At 62.5% G+C, this 15,320-nt stretch carries 11 protein-coding genes; 7 read left to right on the plus strand and 4 right to left on the minus strand.

Going from position 1 to position 15,320, the window contains the following annotated elements:
• Positions 1 to 8: 8 nt before the first annotated feature.
• Positions 9 to 2,426 carry a hybrid sensor histidine kinase/response regulator gene (locus tag R2676_RS03980; protein ID WP_206273852.1) on the minus strand — a complete coding sequence of 806 codons (2,418 nt, stop codon included), beginning with the start codon at positions 2,424 to 2,426 and terminating at the stop codon, positions 9 to 11.
• Positions 2,427 to 2,516: 90 nt separating this feature from the next.
• A complete protein-coding gene (locus R2676_RS03985; protein ID WP_206273853.1) occupies positions 2,517 to 3,299 on the minus strand; it encodes a DUF4397 domain-containing protein in 783 nt (260 codons plus the stop codon).
• 297 nt (positions 3,300 to 3,596) lie between these two features.
• On the opposite strand from R2676_RS03985, the gene R2676_RS03990 reads away from it, so the two are divergent.
• On the plus strand, positions 3,597 to 4,859 hold the full coding sequence (locus tag R2676_RS03990) for an integrase (protein ID WP_206273854.1): 1,263 nt from the start codon (positions 3,597 to 3,599) through the stop codon (positions 4,857 to 4,859).
• 288 nt (positions 4,860 to 5,147) lie between these two features.
• On the opposite strand, the gene R2676_RS03995 is transcribed toward R2676_RS03990, so the two are convergent.
• Complete coding sequence (locus R2676_RS03995; RefSeq protein WP_206273855.1) at positions 5,148 to 6,452, minus strand: NCS2 family permease; 1,305 nt, start codon at positions 6,450 to 6,452, stop codon at positions 5,148 to 5,150.
• 1,437 nt (positions 6,453 to 7,889) lie between these two features.
• Here R2676_RS03995 and R2676_RS04000 point away from each other — a divergent pair.
• Positions 7,890 to 8,966, plus strand: coding sequence for a replication protein RepA (locus tag R2676_RS04000; RefSeq protein ID WP_009240208.1), 1,077 nt, complete (start codon positions 7,890 to 7,892; stop codon positions 8,964 to 8,966).
• 78 nt (positions 8,967 to 9,044) lie between these two features.
• On the opposite strand, the gene R2676_RS04005 is transcribed toward R2676_RS04000, so the two are convergent.
• A complete protein-coding gene (locus R2676_RS04005) occupies positions 9,045 to 9,248 on the minus strand; it encodes a cold-shock protein (RefSeq protein ID WP_004632415.1) in 204 nt (67 codons plus the stop codon).
• Between the two features lie 415 nt (positions 9,249 to 9,663).
• On the opposite strand from R2676_RS04005, the gene R2676_RS04010 reads away from it, so the two are divergent.
• The 5 genes from R2676_RS04010 (at position 9,664) to R2676_RS04030 (ending at position 15,320) form a co-directional block, all read left to right on the plus strand.
• Complete coding sequence (locus R2676_RS04010; protein ID WP_027679620.1) at positions 9,664 to 10,332, plus strand: ParA family protein; 669 nt, start codon at positions 9,664 to 9,666, stop codon at positions 10,330 to 10,332.
• Complete coding sequence (locus tag R2676_RS04015) at positions 10,329 to 11,339, plus strand: ParB/RepB/Spo0J family partition protein (RefSeq protein WP_027679619.1); 1,011 nt, start codon at positions 10,329 to 10,331, stop codon at positions 11,337 to 11,339. Before R2676_RS04010 ends, R2676_RS04015 begins: the two co-directional genes overlap by 4 nt.
• A gap of 316 nt (positions 11,340 to 11,655) precedes the next feature.
• Positions 11,656 to 12,471, plus strand: coding sequence for a DNA-binding protein (locus R2676_RS04020; protein WP_206273857.1), 816 nt, complete (start codon positions 11,656 to 11,658; stop codon positions 12,469 to 12,471).
• A 266-nt stretch (positions 12,472 to 12,737) separates the two neighbouring features.
• Positions 12,738 to 13,688, plus strand: a complete 951-nt coding sequence (gene galU / locus R2676_RS04025; RefSeq protein WP_206273858.1) for a UTP--glucose-1-phosphate uridylyltransferase GalU — start codon at positions 12,738 to 12,740, stop codon at positions 13,686 to 13,688.
• Between the two features lie 291 nt (positions 13,689 to 13,979).
• Positions 13,980 to 15,320 carry an MFS transporter gene (locus R2676_RS04030; RefSeq protein WP_206273860.1) on the plus strand — a complete coding sequence of 447 codons (1,341 nt, stop codon included), beginning with the start codon at positions 13,980 to 13,982 and terminating at the stop codon, positions 15,318 to 15,320.

A 15,320-nucleotide genomic window follows, 5' to 3' on the forward strand; every position in this document is an offset into this window, starting at 1 on the left:
GGGGCCGACTACGACGCCGTCGAAACCGGCATCGCCAGGGTGCGCAGCGTACGCACGAGGTCGTACGGCGATACGGGCTTGATGAGGTGTTCCTGGAACCCGGTGGCCAGCGCCCGGGCGCGGTCATGCGGCTGTGCAAAGGCGGTCAGCGCGATGGCCACCATCGGCGCTGCGCCCGCGGGCAGATGCTCGTGTTCCCAGGCGCGGATTCTCTGCAGGATCGCGTAGCCGTCTTCATCGGGCAGCGCGATGTCGCACACCACCACCTGCGGACGCCCTGCCTCACCGCGTGCAGCCCAGACATCGAGCAGCGCCATCGTCTCGTGGCCGGAACCCACGCTGCCGACTTCCGCGCCGACCTGCGTAAGCAGTGTGGCCAGCGCGTCGCGGGCGTCTTGCTGATCGTCGACCAGCAGCACACGCAGGCCCGCCAGTGACGGCAGCGGCCCCGTGCGCTCGGGGTCTTCGGCCAGCGGCGTAATGAGATCCGCGCCGGCATGCAGCGGCAGGTACACGGTAAATGTCGCGCCATGCTGGTCGCCTTCGCTGCGCGCATACACGCGGCCGCCGTGCAGTTCGGTCAGCCGCTTGACCAACGCCAGCCCCAGCCCAAGCCCGCCTGTGCGCCGCGTGTGCGCACCATCGGCCTGCCGGAACGGATCAAACAGATACGGCAAGAAGGCAGGTGCAATCCCGCGGCCGTTATCGCGCACGACAATGCGCGCGACCTCGCCCAACAGATCGGCCGACAGCCAGACGTCGCCGCCCTCCTGTGTGAACTTGATGGCGTTGGTCAGCAGGTTCCAGACGATCTGCTCGACACGATCGGCATCGCCGTCGATCTCGTGTTCGTTCACATCAATGGTGGTGTGCAGCGTGATGCCGCGTTCGGAGGCCAGCGTGTGCACGCTGTTGAGCGCGCCCTCCAGGGCGGTGCGCAGCGCGAACGGTGCGCGCGTCAGGCGCAGCTTGCCGCTCATCACACGCGTGGCGTCCAGCAGGTCTTCGATCAGGCGCACCTGCTGCTCGACGCCGGTCTTGATGCCCGCCAGCGCGCGCTGCATGAGCGGCGCGCCACCGGCCACCTGGCTTTCCAGGACGTAGGCCCAATTCTGAATGCCGTTGAGCGGCGATCGCAGTTCATGCGACACCACCGCCAGGAACTGGTCGCGGGCCAGTGCGGCGGCTTCCGCCTGGGCGCGCGCGGCCTGTTCGCGTAGCAACAGCGCGTCGCGCTCGCGCTCGGCCTCGGTGCGCTCGGTCACGTCATAGACGATCAGCAGCGCCGACTCCATCGCGCCGCTCCGATCGGCTTCCGGAATGACACGCGCGTTGTAGTGGGCAGTGCGCGGACGCCCGGCCTGCACGTCCAAATGCAGCGTGATCGTCTGCTCCTCGCCCGCGGCGAAGGCGCGGCGCGCCGCATCCTCCAGCGGATGCGCGATGTCAGCCGAGAGCGGCGAGGCCGCCAGCGTCTTGCCGATCATCACGGCAGGCGTCACGCCAAACGCTTCGGTGACGGCGCGATTGACATATACGCAGCGCAGTTCTCGATCGAGCCGGGCGATCACGTCGGGTGCGTTTTCGACCAGCGTCACGAATTCGCGCTGATGGCGAAAGCGCTCCTGCTCGGCGTCCTTGCGTTCGGTAATGTCTTCGACCACGCAGACGAGCGCTTGCACGCGGCCGTCCGGACCGCGCTGCGGCGAATACGCGGCATGCACGAAACGACGGCCCACACTGGCCGGATACGGCAACTCCATTTCGAACTCGACGCTCTGCCCCGAGAAGGCATCGTTCAGGTGCGACAGGACACGCGCATAAGCGGCCTCGCCCATCACCTCGCGCAGATGGCGCCCCAGCACGTCTTCAGACCCGAAGCCAAGGCGCTGTGCGTAAGCCCGGTTGGCAAAGCGCACGCGGTGCTCGGGGTCGATCTGCACGAGCGGAAACGGCACGCTTTCAGTCAGCCATTGCAGTTGGAATTCCGACTCGGCGAGCGCGGCCAGGGTCTGCTGGCCCTGCGTGACGTCTTCAACGAGGCCCACGGCGTGGGCGGGGACACCGTCGAGAGGGGGCACGAGAAAGCCGCGTTCGCGGACGCGGTATTCGCGTGCCTCGCCGTCATCGGAGCCAAGCAAGCGGTATTCGATCGCAAACGCCTGCCCCTGCGCCAGGGCGTCCCAGGCGGCACGCAGCGCGACATGATCGTCCGCATGCACATGGGCAAGCCAGCGGTCACGGACACCGCACAAGGCGTCGGCCTGCACGCCCCACGTCTGCGCACCGGCGCTCACGTGCAAGCGTGTTCCCGTCAGCGGATCGTCTACCCAGAACACATCAACCTGCTTCGTGGCGGCCAGTGCAGCACGCGTCTCGCGCGCCGCGCGCACGGGTGCCGACCAGCCCGTTACGGATTCACTCATTGCGCCCTTCGTTAGCAGTTTTCATTCCTGAGGCCGCCGTCGAAAAAAAATGCGGTGCCGTAGCACCGCATCATAGGGCGATAAGCGACGTTACTGCGAGGGCAATTCGGAGGCCGTCTGGGAAGCGCCATTGGCCTGGGCCACCAGCACGCGAATCGCGTTCGGCGTAACGGCACCCACGCCCCCCGCCGGCAGCGTCGTGATCAGCCAGTCGGCGTTGTTGCCCAGGCTGAACGGCTGCGAGGTGAAGATGATGTTCTTCGTACCCGCCGTCGCCACGCGCACTTGGTACGTGCCGCCATCGACATAGATCGAATCCTGCGTGCTGGCCGGCGATGCGCCCCCATAGGCGGCACCGCTCATGGTCGGTGCGATGGCGGAAAGATCGACGTTCGGCGCAGTCACGTAGACGTCGACGTTGGGCGCGTTGTACGAAGCGTTGAAGGCACGCACGCGCGCCTTGTCCGACAGGATCGACTTGTTGTACGGATCATCGATCAGCGCGAGGCTCGTGGCCGAACCGTTGGCGCCCACGATGGCCAGCGCCGTATAGCGGTGGCCGTTGGCCGGCGTGAATCCGGTTGAGGCCAACGGCGTACTGCTGCCCGTGTTGGACACCGTGGCCGTGCTGGCCGTCGCGTCGATGCCGAAGTAGTTGCTGACGTTCTTGAACGCGACATTCGAGATCTTCGTGGTGCCGTTCACCCCGAAATCGACGTTGCCGATGAACGGGTTCGCGTGCACCGTGCGGTACTGCGGCGCGCTGGTGCCGATGATCTGGCCGATGTCATTGTCACCGCCACCGCACCCCGCCAATACACCTAACGAACCCAGCGCCAACACGGCGACGATCTTCCTGATCTGTATCTTCATCTTGCACCTCGGAGGGAGAGTCTTTTCATGAATCGGGCCGCATGCATCGCACGCCCATGGTCGTTGTTGTCGACTTGCGGAGCTGAAGATAAGCGCGCACATTCCGCGCGCCTATCGAACCGGTTCCGATCGTTTTGTCGGAGGCGTCCGACACACGAAGCGACGTTCCCGCATTGAGCATGGCACGTGCCCATCGCGCTTGAAGACTTCCTCGAATCGGCACGCACGGCCGCCTGCGAGTACGGATCGCTATACTTGCGCGATCTGTTTTTTCTTTGTGCGCCACACCCGCTTCGCATGCTCGAACCACGCCCCGCCGACGCCGCGCCTCGTCCCGACAACGCCGCTTCCCAGGCCGCTCTGCAGGCATTCGCCCAAGAGCGCGAGCGCGTGCAGGCATGGCTTGCGGCAAGGGCTTCAGGCGCGCGCGCGGTGAGTGCCTCCACGCTGTCGCAGTACCGCGTGGAAGCCGAGCGCGTGTGCTGGTATGCGCGCACCGTCGGTAAGCCGATCGCAAGCTGGCAGCGCGACGACGCATCGGCCTATCTGCGCTTTTTGCAAGAACCGCCTGCATGGGCGGTCAGCGCGCGCGGCACCGAACGTGACGATGCCAACTGGACGCCGCTGCGTGGTCCGCTCTCGGCACGTTCCGCGCGGCAAAGCAGCATCATCGCGGCGAACCTCTGCGGCTGGCTGCTGCGCACGGGCTATCTGCGCGCGAACCCGTTTCTCGATGACGATGCGATCGTCATTACCGTACCGGTGCCGAATGCGCGCGCGCCCAGAGCGCTCGCAACGTCCAACGTGGACACCGCACTGGGCGCGTCGGATATGGCATTGGTGATCGACGCCGTGCGGGCGCGCGTGGCCCTTGGCCGGGAAGCGCGCTTGCGCCAGGCGCGCGATCACTTTCTCGCCGTGCTACTCGCCCAGGCGGGCATGCGTGTGTCGGAACTGGTGAGCGCGCGGATGGGTGACGTGGCGCTCCACGCCGTGCCGGCCTCGCACGCAACAGCCGACGCACAGCTGCCGGCATCGGTCTGGCTTCTGGCGGTCGGCACGGGCCGCGCGCAGCGCTGGCTGCCATGCGATGCGCTGATGTCTGCACTGCGTGAGTACCGCACGGCTTTCGGCCTGTCGCCACTGCCGCTGCCGGACGAGGCCACGCCGCTGCTGCTGTCGGTGCGCAAGCGTTCGCCGCGACGCGCAGACGGCACCATCATCGACTCGCCCGCCCTGCGCCGCGACTTCGGCGAACGCAAGGGCATCGCCTCGCGTTCGCAACTCCTGCTCATCGTCAAGGCCATGCTGGGCGAAGCCGCTGAATACGCCCGCGCCATCGGCCACGCCGACGCGGCTGTGCGCCTCGAGAATGCCTCACTGCGCAGCGTGCGCGGTGCCCATTTGCGCGAGCGGCTTGCCACCGGTGAGCCGGCAGCCGACGTTGCGCACGCGCTCGGCCTTGCGGCGCTGCCGAGCGTCGCGGTGCGTGCGCGCGAAGCCGATCTGGCCGCCAGCATTGCCGACGCCGCCCACAAACTGGCCGTGCCGTCCACCTGACATTCCTCCACACATCGCGCAGAAACGGGTACGCCCTGCTCGCGTGGGCGCCGCATCAACGCATTGTCGAAACCAATTGTCGGCGCGATTTGCGCGACAGTTGTCGCTTACCTCGTCCGCAGAATTGGGTACGCTTTGCCGTTGAATCGTCGACGGCAGCACGCAGAAACGGGTACGCTCGCCTGCGCAATCGCACGCAGAAATGGGTACGCTTCGGCGCAAATGCCCAAAGAAAAAACGCGGACCTGAAAGTCCGCGTTCGTTGTGGCTCGCTTCAAGGCCCGGCGCTCAGTGCCCGCCGGACAGATAGAAGAAGCGGAACAGGAACACCGCCGAGATGATCCACACGATGACCGGCACCTCCCGCATGCGGCCCGTGAACAGCTTCAGGCCCGCGTAGGTGATGAAGCCGAACGCGACGCCATTGGCGATCGAATACGTGAACGGCATCATCAGGGCTGTCAGCACAGCAGGCACGGCCTCGGTGGTGTCTTCCCAGTTCAGGTCGACCAGCTCGCGCAACATCAGGCACGACACATACAGCAGCGCCGGCGCCGTCGCATAGGCCGGCACCACGCCCGCCAGCGGCGAGAAGAACAGACACAGCAGGAAGAGCGCGGCCACCGTCAGCGCAGTCAGCCCCGTTCGGCCGCCCGCCTGCACACCCGAAGCGCTCTCGATATAGGCGGTGGTCGACGACGTGCCCAGCAGCGAGCCCGCCATGATGGCCGTGCTGTCCGCCAGCAGCGCCTTGTTCAAGCGATCCATCTTGCCTTGCTTGAGCAGGCCCGCGCGGTTGGCCACGCCCATCAGCGTGCCGGTCGCGTCAAACAGCTCCACCAGGAAGAACACGAGCACGACGTTCAGGATGCCGACCGACAGCGCACCCATGATGTCGAGCTGCATCAGCGTGGGCGCAAGCGACGGCGGCATCGACACCACACCGTGGAACGTATTGCCGGCAAAGAAGAAGCTCGCAGCCGTCACGGCCAGAATGCCGATCAGGATGGCGCCCTTCACGCGCAGGTGGTCCAGCGCCACGATCACAAAGAAGCCGATCACCGCCAGGATGACCGACGGCTGGTGCACATCGCCCAGCGTCACGAGCGTCGCCGGATTCCCGACGATCAGCCCTGCGCCCCGCAGCGACACGATGCCCAGGAACAGCCCGATGCCGGCCGTGATCGCCACGCGAATCGAATGCGGGATGCCGTTGACGATCATCTCGCGAATGCGAAACACGCTCACCAGCAGGAACAGGCAGCCGGAAATGAACACCGCGCCCAGCGCCGCCTGCCACGTAAAGCCCATGCCCTTGACCACCGCATACGCAAAGTAGGCGTTCAGGCCCATGCCCGGCGCCATCGCGATCGGGTAGTTCGCGTACATCCCCATGATGATGGTGCCGATCGCCGCGGCAATGCAGGTGGCGACAAACACTGCGTTGTGCGGCATGCCGGCGTCGGCCAGGATGTTCGGGTTGACGAAGATGATGTACGCCATCGTGAGGAACGTTGTCAGCCCCGCAAGCACTTCCGTGCGGACGTTGGTCTGGTGTTCCTCGAGCTTGAAGGTGCGGGCAATCCAGGTCATTCAGGTTGTCTCCTCTTGTTGTGAAGTGTCATCGCTGGCTGGCGCTGTCCTGCGCCCCGCTCCCCCGATGCACGCCCGCCATGGGGCGAGGCTACTCTTAGCAAGATTCCGGCGCCCGCAGGCGGCACGGTTGAAATACGGTTCATGCGAATCGAATGATGGAAAACGCGCCAACCAAGTGCCAGGCCGGCGCGCGGGATGCGCATCATGCCCGAAACACCATGGGCGTGCACGCCCTCGGTAGCGCGCGCCGCCTGGGCCAGGGGAGGTCGACGCCTCTCGAGCAACCGTACCCGTTTCTGCGAAAGCCCGAAACGACGCGGCCTGCGCAGCGATTGGCGTACTCATTTCTGCGCGTGCCTTCGCAGAAACGGGTACACATTCCCGAATATCCGAGCGCGCAGGATGACACAGCGACGGCGTACCTGTTTCTGCGGACCAGCGGAGAGTTGGCCGTACCCGTTTCTGCGCATCATTGCGCGCGCCGCACGGCGCAACGCGAACCCGTTTCTGCGTAAAGACCTGGGTTGAGGCGTACCCGTTTCTGCGAGCGCTTACGCAGAAACAGGTACGCTCCTTTTGCAGGCTGCTACGCCAAGCCCTTGGCTGATAAGGCTTTTTACCCGCAGAAACAGGTACGGTGGCCTGCGATCAAGGGCCCGAAGTATCGGCAAACCAACCCTGTCGCCCAGGTTTCAGCGATGAAAGTTGTGAATCTTCCCGTCGTACTGAAGCCCGGAGCAATGTACCCATGCGCGGACCGCCCAGAGGATGGGCGCAGAAACGGGTACGCATGAAGACTGGGATAGCGCTTTCGAAGCGTGTGCTTGCTTTCAAGGGAAATCCTGCAACAAAAAGAAGTACGGAAATGGCAGAAGCGATTGCGCACGCAGATTCGGGTACGCACGCGCACGCTGAAACTGCGCTGGCGTACGCAGAAACAGGTTCGCTTTAGTGGCGATCAACCGCCCAGGGCTTCGAAAATCGGCAAATCGAGCGCAGAAACGGGTACGCAGACGAAAAAACGCATCGAATTGAGCCGGCGCGCGCCGGTTTTCTGTGGATAACACTGTGGACAACACGATGTTGTCCCCGCAGATTCCGGTACGCCCATTGCGCAGAAGCGGGTACGGTTTTGCGCAGAAGCGGGTACGCCATCGCGCAGAATCTGGTTCGCTCCTTCGCAGAATCTGGTTCGGTTTACCCCTCTGGACCCAGTACTGACAAGGGTTTGCGGGCCGCGTATACGGTTTACCTGTAGTAAACGTAGAAGGTATATATGGCTTGTAGTGAGGAAAGGTCTTCCGTGGACAACCTTGACGGTTGCCCACCGATGCCCTTCCCGCGACAACGAGCAAAATTCAGAAAACGTACCCAATTCTGCGTGACAAGCCGAAGGCGTTTTAGTACAAAGGCTCTGAACAAATCTTGCCCACCATGGTCACCAAACGCCTCACACCCAATGGGAAACCGGACGACGATTCGCCCGGCCGCATCATCGTCCCCTCGGGAGGGCAAGTCATTGCCGCGCCGGAGAAATTTCAGCGTCTGTTCGACGAGGCGCAGGCAATGGAACGCGAAGATGCCTGGCAAAGCGGCGAGGTCGGGTTTCTTAGCCGCGCGAGCGTGCAGGTCACCCTCCCCTATCGCGCGCCCAAAGGCGCACCGCCCGTCTGGACGCGTTCCAGCGGCAACATCTCGCTGATGATCCAGCCAGGCTACTTCACGCAGCAGCGTTCGGAGCGGGCCAGCAATGGGCGGCAGCGCATCGTCTCTGAAACCGTTTCCTTCGGCTATCCCTATGGCTCGTACCCGCGCCTGATGCTGGCCTGGATCGGCAAGGAGATCATGGCCAAGAAAAAGCGCGGCGAGTTCCAGGGCACGGTGGAAGATCGACGCATTTCGCTGGGTAACTCGTTGTCCGAGTTCATGTACAACTTGGGCATCCCGATGGCCACCGGCGGCAAGCGGGGCACCATGACGTTGGTGCGCCAGCAGATGATTCGTCTGTTCTCGGCCACGATTGCCATCGTGCAGAACAAGTCGGCACCGAGCAGCCAGAATCAGAACCAGGAACCGCTATCGATCGATCGCATCGGTTACCTGCTGGCCGATCAACTGTCGACCTGGTGGGATCCGATGCAGCCGGGTCAAGGTTCGATGTTCGAGAGCTTTGTGGTGCTGTCCGAGCCGTTCTTCAACGAGCTGGTGAATCGGCCGGTGCCGGTGGACATGCGTGCATTGAAGGCGCTCAAGCAGTCGCCGTTTGCACTGGATGTGTATTCGTGGCTCACCTACCGCTTCTTTACGATCCAGAAGCGTACAGAGATTCCTTGGGAAGCACTGCAGATGCAGTTCGGTACCGAGACCGAAAGCGAGCGGAAATTCCGTGCACTGTTCCGCAAGGCGCTGAAGGATGTGCTGGTTGTCTATCCGGACGCCAAGGTGGATGCTGACTCTTCCAAGGCCCTGATTCTGCAGCCTTCGCGTACCAGCGTGCGGAAATTGGCCTGAAGCTCGGCGGGTGTGACAGGCAAAAAGAAAGGGGAGCAGAAGCTCCCCTTTTTTCATCTCAGGCGATCAGCCTGAAACTTATTCCGGCTTGATCGCCGAGGCTTGCAGACCCTTCGGGCCTTGCTTCACCTCGAAGGTGACCTTCTGGCCGTCCTTCAGGGTCTTGAAGCCCGAACCCTGAATTTCGGAGAAGTGCGCGAACAGATCTGCGCCGCCGCCGTCCGGAGTGATGAAGCCGAAGCCTTTGGTTTCGTTAAACCATTTGACAGTACCCGTGGCCATGCAAAAATTCCTTTAAAAAACAAAAAACACGTCGTCCAGCCGATCCGGACATCGCACGAAGAACCGGCTGATTCCGAATCTTGCGTAGACAAAGTCTTCAGACGACTGTCTAAGCATCATAACGAGTTTGGGGCAGAGTGTCGATGGGCGGCATTTTTCCGAAATGTCGCTTTTATGCATCTCACTGGTAAACACCTAGGAAGCCTGTAAATGCAGGGTTGAATGCATGTAGTTATGCGCTAAAGACCGCATTTACATCTCAATTTAAGTGCATTGAAAACCGCGCGGCCCACGCTTTCTGTGTGCGGCCTTTTCGATGAAATTTGTATGAATTGAATTTTATCGATCTTGTGTTTTCTTGCCGTCTTCCCTAAGATGAGCGCTGCTGACTTTCAGCGCTGAAAGTGGAGGGCCAGTGAGCGCCAAGATCGTAACGGTATTCAATCAGAAGGGCGGCTGCGGCAAGACCACGGTCAGCATGCATATCGCAGGCACCCTCGGTTTGCGCGGTAATAAAACGCTGCTCGTCGATATGGACGAGCAAGGGACCGCCACACGGTGGGCCGCGCAGGCTCCGGAAGAGAAGCCCTTCCCGGCTTCGGTCATCGGTCTGGCGCCTTCTGGAGGCGCCATGCATCGCGAGGTCCGCAAATTTGTGGCGGACTACGATTACATCGTTGTGGATTGCCCCCCGGCGGTTCACTCGCCGTCGTCGTCCAGCGCGTTGTTGATCTCCGACATTGCCCTCATCCCTGTTGTGCCTTCCCCGCCTGACCTCTGGGCTGCCGTGGCCGCCAAAGCCCTGGCTCAGCAGGCTCAGGTCACCAATGAGACGTTGCGTATTCGTGTGCTGGCAAACATGGTCCAGCGGCGTGTCTCGCTCGCCAAGCAAGCAATTGAAATTCTTGGTGATGATGGTGATATTCCTTTGATGGATTCCATGATCGGTTCCCGCTCGGCGTTTCGGGAGTGCCAGGCGATCGGTGCCACGGTGCACGGGGTGTCCGGCGCCCGGGAAGCGATTAATGAAGTCGACATCTTGATCGACGAGGTGTTGCAGTTGTTGCAGGAGGAACGTGTATGAGCGCGAAGTTGAAATCGCTCAAGGACGGCATGCTGGCTGGCATCGCCGCGGAAAAGACCAAGGCGGCACCGGTGGACCGCTTTGCGTTGGCGGAAAAGGCGATCACATCGCATCCGCGCGGCCTGTTGGGGCAACCCGCGCCCGCTCCCGCTTTCAGCGCGGAAAGTCCGGCCGCTTCGAATGCTTCCGAACGTCGTGTCATCAAGATCCCGCTTGAGCGGCTGCAGGAGAATCCGCTCAACGCTCGCCGTATCTACGATCCGCAGATCGTTCAGGAGCGCGCTGCCTCCATCGCCACGCACGGTCAGCAAACGCCAGGGTTGGCGGCTCCGGACCCAGCGCGCCCCGGCTGGTACGTCCTGATCGACGGCCACTACCGTAAGCGCGCCTTGGCTGCCGCCGGCAAGGCCGAGATGGACTGCTTCATCGAAGACGGCCTGTCCGACATCGATTTCTACCGTCTCTCCTTCGTCCTCAACGAGCAGCGCTCCGGCCAGTCCGTACTGGACAACGCGATCGCGTGGCGTCAGCTGCTGGACGAAGGAAAAGTTAAAAAAGAAGAAGATATTTGTGAAATTACTGGCGTATCTGCCGGCACGGTCAACAAGACCCTCGCCTTGCTGAAGCTGCCGGAGTCCGTGCTCGAAGTGATGAAGGAGCGGCCGGCCGGAATCGGCATCGCCACCGGTTATGAGTTGACCCTGTATTTCAAGAGCGCCGGCGAAGACCGCACGCGGGAGTTGGTACACCGTGTGTTGGAAGAAGGGCTTTCGAGCCGCGATGTGGAGCAGATCCGCAAGGTGGCTCAGGAAGGACGCACTCGCAAGGTGAAGGAAGTCAGCCGCCAGTACAAGATCCGTAGCGCTGAAGGTGATCTACTCGGCACAATCAAGGAATGGGACTCCGGCCGCGTCATGCTTGATGTCAAGCTCGGCGATCGTGGTGCACGCGAGTCGCTGGTTGAAGCGCTGAAAAGCCGGTTTGGTCTGGACGTCGCTCTACTGTAGTTCTCCCGCAGACATGCTGAAGAGCGCCCGCAAGGGCGCTTTTTTTTCCCCTTTTTCTTGCGCTGTAGGGCCGCAGCGCCCGGGGCGTACCCGTTTCTGCGTTCTCTGTGCGGCGCTCCGCTCATAACGCCCCCAGCTGCCTCCCGCGTCGCCAAATCGTTGCAGAAAAGATCTGTTCGGTGGGCTGCAGGGGCCGTTCCCATTGCGGAACGGTACTACAAATATAAAGTAGCTATATTCAAATAATGACGTGTTGCAAAAGTACTTTGATGTTTTTAACCCTTTATGTACACTATAAATACACCTGATTAACCCCATGGCGCGACCCGGCCTCCATTTCTCTGCAGAGCAGCAGCAGCGGATCGTTGAAGCGATCCAGCGGCTGGATATTGCGTTCCCGCATGACAACGCGGTGTTCCTGGACGAGGTCATCGAAGCCGTTCAAGCGGTGACGCGCCGCATCTATGGCGTTCGACGATATGTGCAGTGGTTGGCGGAGGCGGGCGTACGCCGACGTCCGAGCAATACGACGCTGCAGAAAGCCGTGGATCGGGCGCACGGCCGCAACCCGGCCCCAAACAGCATCGCGGCAGATGCAGTGGAGCCGTGGCCGATTCCATTGCACGCAGAAACGGGTACGCTTTCTGCGCGCGACGAGCGTAATCGCATCGCCTCACGCGCCATTGGCGCCCCCGGTGCAGGCGCCGAATGGATGGAAGCGCGCATTCGCGCCGAGGTCGCAGAGCGCGCGCTCGAACACGAAGCCGCCCGCAATCGGCAGTTGCAGGCCGCCATGGCCGACTTGGAGCGGCGTCTTGGCGAGGCGCTCGCGACGGCGCCGGCCGTGCCGCCCAAGTTGACGGATGCAACGCTCGAGCGCCTTGAGCAGACCATAGAGACCGTCACCCGCCTCGAGGGCGCGGCCAGCGCACTGGCGGGTACAGAGCGCTTTCTGCGCCTGCAGAACGATGCTGTGCGCCAGCAAACGCAAAACGAAGCCGATCAACTGCGCCAGCGCATCCGCACGCTCGAGGCGGAAGTCGCGCAGCTGAACGCCCAGATCGATGCTTACCGACGGACGGCAGAGCGCGCGGCCCCGGTCTCGCGCGGCTGGGTCAAACCATCTTCCTGATGTTCTGATGCGCCGTTAGCGGGCGCTTACTGGTCTGCACAGGGTCAATATCTCAAAGACAGGCACGCAGAATTGGGTACGCTTTTCAACTTTCGGCGCTGAAAGTTCGTGTGACGGAGTTGCAACCCGTTGTAGGAAAGGCGTCGAGCCAGAGGTACTAAGCCGCCTCGCTCCGCCTCAGAACACGCGCAAGCCAAGCTCCCACGCGCTGGCGGGCACTGGCATATGACTTGCTCATGACGCTACGTCCCACCAATGGAGTTGTCATGAACGAGAAGATCACCAAGGCCGTGTTTCCCGTGGCGGGGCTCGGTACGCGCTTTCTCCCCGCCACCAAGGCCAGCCCGAAAGAGATGCTGCCCGTCGTTGATAAACCGCTGATCCAATATGCGGTGGAAGAGGCGGCCGCTGCGGGTATCACGGAAATGATCTTCATCACGGGCCGCGCCAAGCGGGCGATCGAAGATCATTTCGACAAGGCGTACGAACTCGAAACCGAACTGGCGGCCAAGAACAAGCAGGCGCTGCTGGAGATGGTGCAGTCCATCAAGCCGGCCGGCGTCGAGTGTTTCTATGTGCGCCAGCCCGAGACGCTGGGCCTCGGCCACGCGGTGCTGTGCGCGCAGAAACTGGTACGCGACGAACCCTTCGCCGTGATCCTGGCGGATGACCTGCTGGACAACCAGCCGCCTGTCATGCAGCAGATGACGGAGCTTTACGATCATTACCGTTGCTCCATCGTGGGCGTCGAAACGATTGCGCCGGAAGCCTCGCGTTCGTATGGCGTGGTGGCGGGCCGTGAATGGGATGACCGCCTCGTCAAGCTCGACGGCATCGTCGAGAAGCCGGCCCCGAAGGACGCACCGTCGAACCTGGGCGTGGTCGGCCGTTACATCCTGACGCCGCGCATCTTCGATCATCTGCGCAATTTGAAGCCGGGCGCCGGCGGCGAACTGCAATTGACCGACGCCATCCAGAGCCTGCTGGCTGAAGAGCAGATCCTGGCTTATCGCTATCGCGGTCAGCGTTTCGATTGCGGCAGCAAGTTCGGTTACCTGCAGGCCACCGTCGAGTTTGCCCTGCGCCATCCGGAAGTGCGTGCTGACTTTGAGGCGTACTTGCATGACCGCCTGGGCCTGGCCCAAACACATCGGGATGTTTCTGCCGAGATGGATCCGTTGGTCCGCGACACCATTCCGCTGAGCGTGGCCGCCTGAGCCTCGCCTCCCCCTTTCTCAGAATCGGTCGTGCGGGTTTCCGCACAGGTTGCCCCGGTCGATTCTGAGAAACCGCACACTCCTCCCGTCGTCCACTGTTCCGTCGATTTCCCGCAAGGCCTTGTGCCATGGGCATTTGCGGCGCATCGGCGCGTCTGCTTTTTGCATGGAATGCTTCTTGAGTAAGAGCGATCACCCATAAACCGGCGGACCGCTCGGACCTCGCGCACGCAGCCAAGTGTGCCGACATGTCACAAGCAAAGGTCGCCGCCAACGCTCCAAGGAGACACCATGACGCAGCCTCAGGCTGGCGCGGTCACGGGCGAGTTGTCGCCCACGCACGCCCCCACCAAAGACACTCCCGCAGATGTTCGCCGCCGTCTGCGTTCCATCTTTTCCGGTTCGGTTGGCAATCTGGTCGAGTGGTACGACTGGTATGTCTACTCGGCGTTTGCGCTGTACTTTGCCAAGTCGTTCTTCCCCAAGGGCGACCAGACCGCGCAGCTGCTCAATACCGCGGCGGTGTTTGCGGTGGGCTTTCTGGCGCGTCCGGTGGGCGGCTGGCTGATGGGCATCTACGCCGATCGGTACGGCCGCAAGCGCGCGCTGTTCTTCTCGGTGGTGCTCATGTGCGCCGGCTCGCTCATCATCGCGCTCACACCGAGCTACGCGACGATCGGCGTGGCGGCGCCGGTGCTGCTTGTGCTGGCGCGGCTGCTGCAGGGGCTGTCGGTTGGCGGGGAATACGGCACGTCGGCCACGTATCTGAGCGAAGTCGCCAACAAGGAAAACCGCGGCTTCTATTCGAGCTTCCAGTACGTCACGCTCATCGCTGGCCAACTGACGGCGCTGGCGCTGCTGATCGTGCTGCAGCAGTTCGTGCTGTCGCCGGCGCAGCTGGAAGCGTGGGGCTGGCGCATTCCGTTCTTCATCGGCGCGCTGTGTGCGCTGGTGGCGATGCGGATGCGCTCGCACATGGAGGAAACGCAGTCCTTTACCGCAGCGAAGGCCAACAAGAAACGCGGCACGCTGTCGGAGCTGGCCAAGCATCCGCGCGCCGTCGCGACGGTCGTGGGCCTGACGATGGGCGGTACGGTGGCGTTCTACACGTACTCGATCTACATGCAGAAGTTCCTCGCCAACACGGTCGGTCTGTCGAAGGACCAGGCGACGCTGGTGTCCGGCGCCACGCTGCTGCTTTTCGCCATGCTGCAGCCGATCGTCGGCGGGTTGTCCGACCGCATCGGCCGTCGTCCGATCCTCATTGCCTTTGGCGTGCTGGGTACGCTCTTCACCGTGCCCATCATGACCGGCATCAGCGAGACCACCAACGTGTGGATGGCGTTCTTCCTGATCATGGCTGCGCTGGTGATCGTCTCGGGGTACACGTCGATCAACGCGGTGGTGAAGGCGGAGCTGTTCCCCGCAGAAGTCCGTGCGCTGGGCGTGGGTCTGCCGTATGCGCTTACGGTGTCGATCTTTGGCGGCACGGCGGAGTACATCGCGCTGTGGCTTAAGCAGGCGGGCCACGAGTCGCTGTTCTATTGGTACGTGACGGGCACCATCTTCCTGTCGCTGTTGGTGTACCTGTTCATGCGCGATACTCGCAAGCATTCCCGCATCGAACATTGA

Origin of the sequence: Ralstonia flatus (assembly GCF_958439105.1) — a bacterium.
GTDB classification, from domain to species: Bacteria; Pseudomonadota; Gammaproteobacteria; order Burkholderiales; family Burkholderiaceae; genus Ralstonia; species Ralstonia flatus.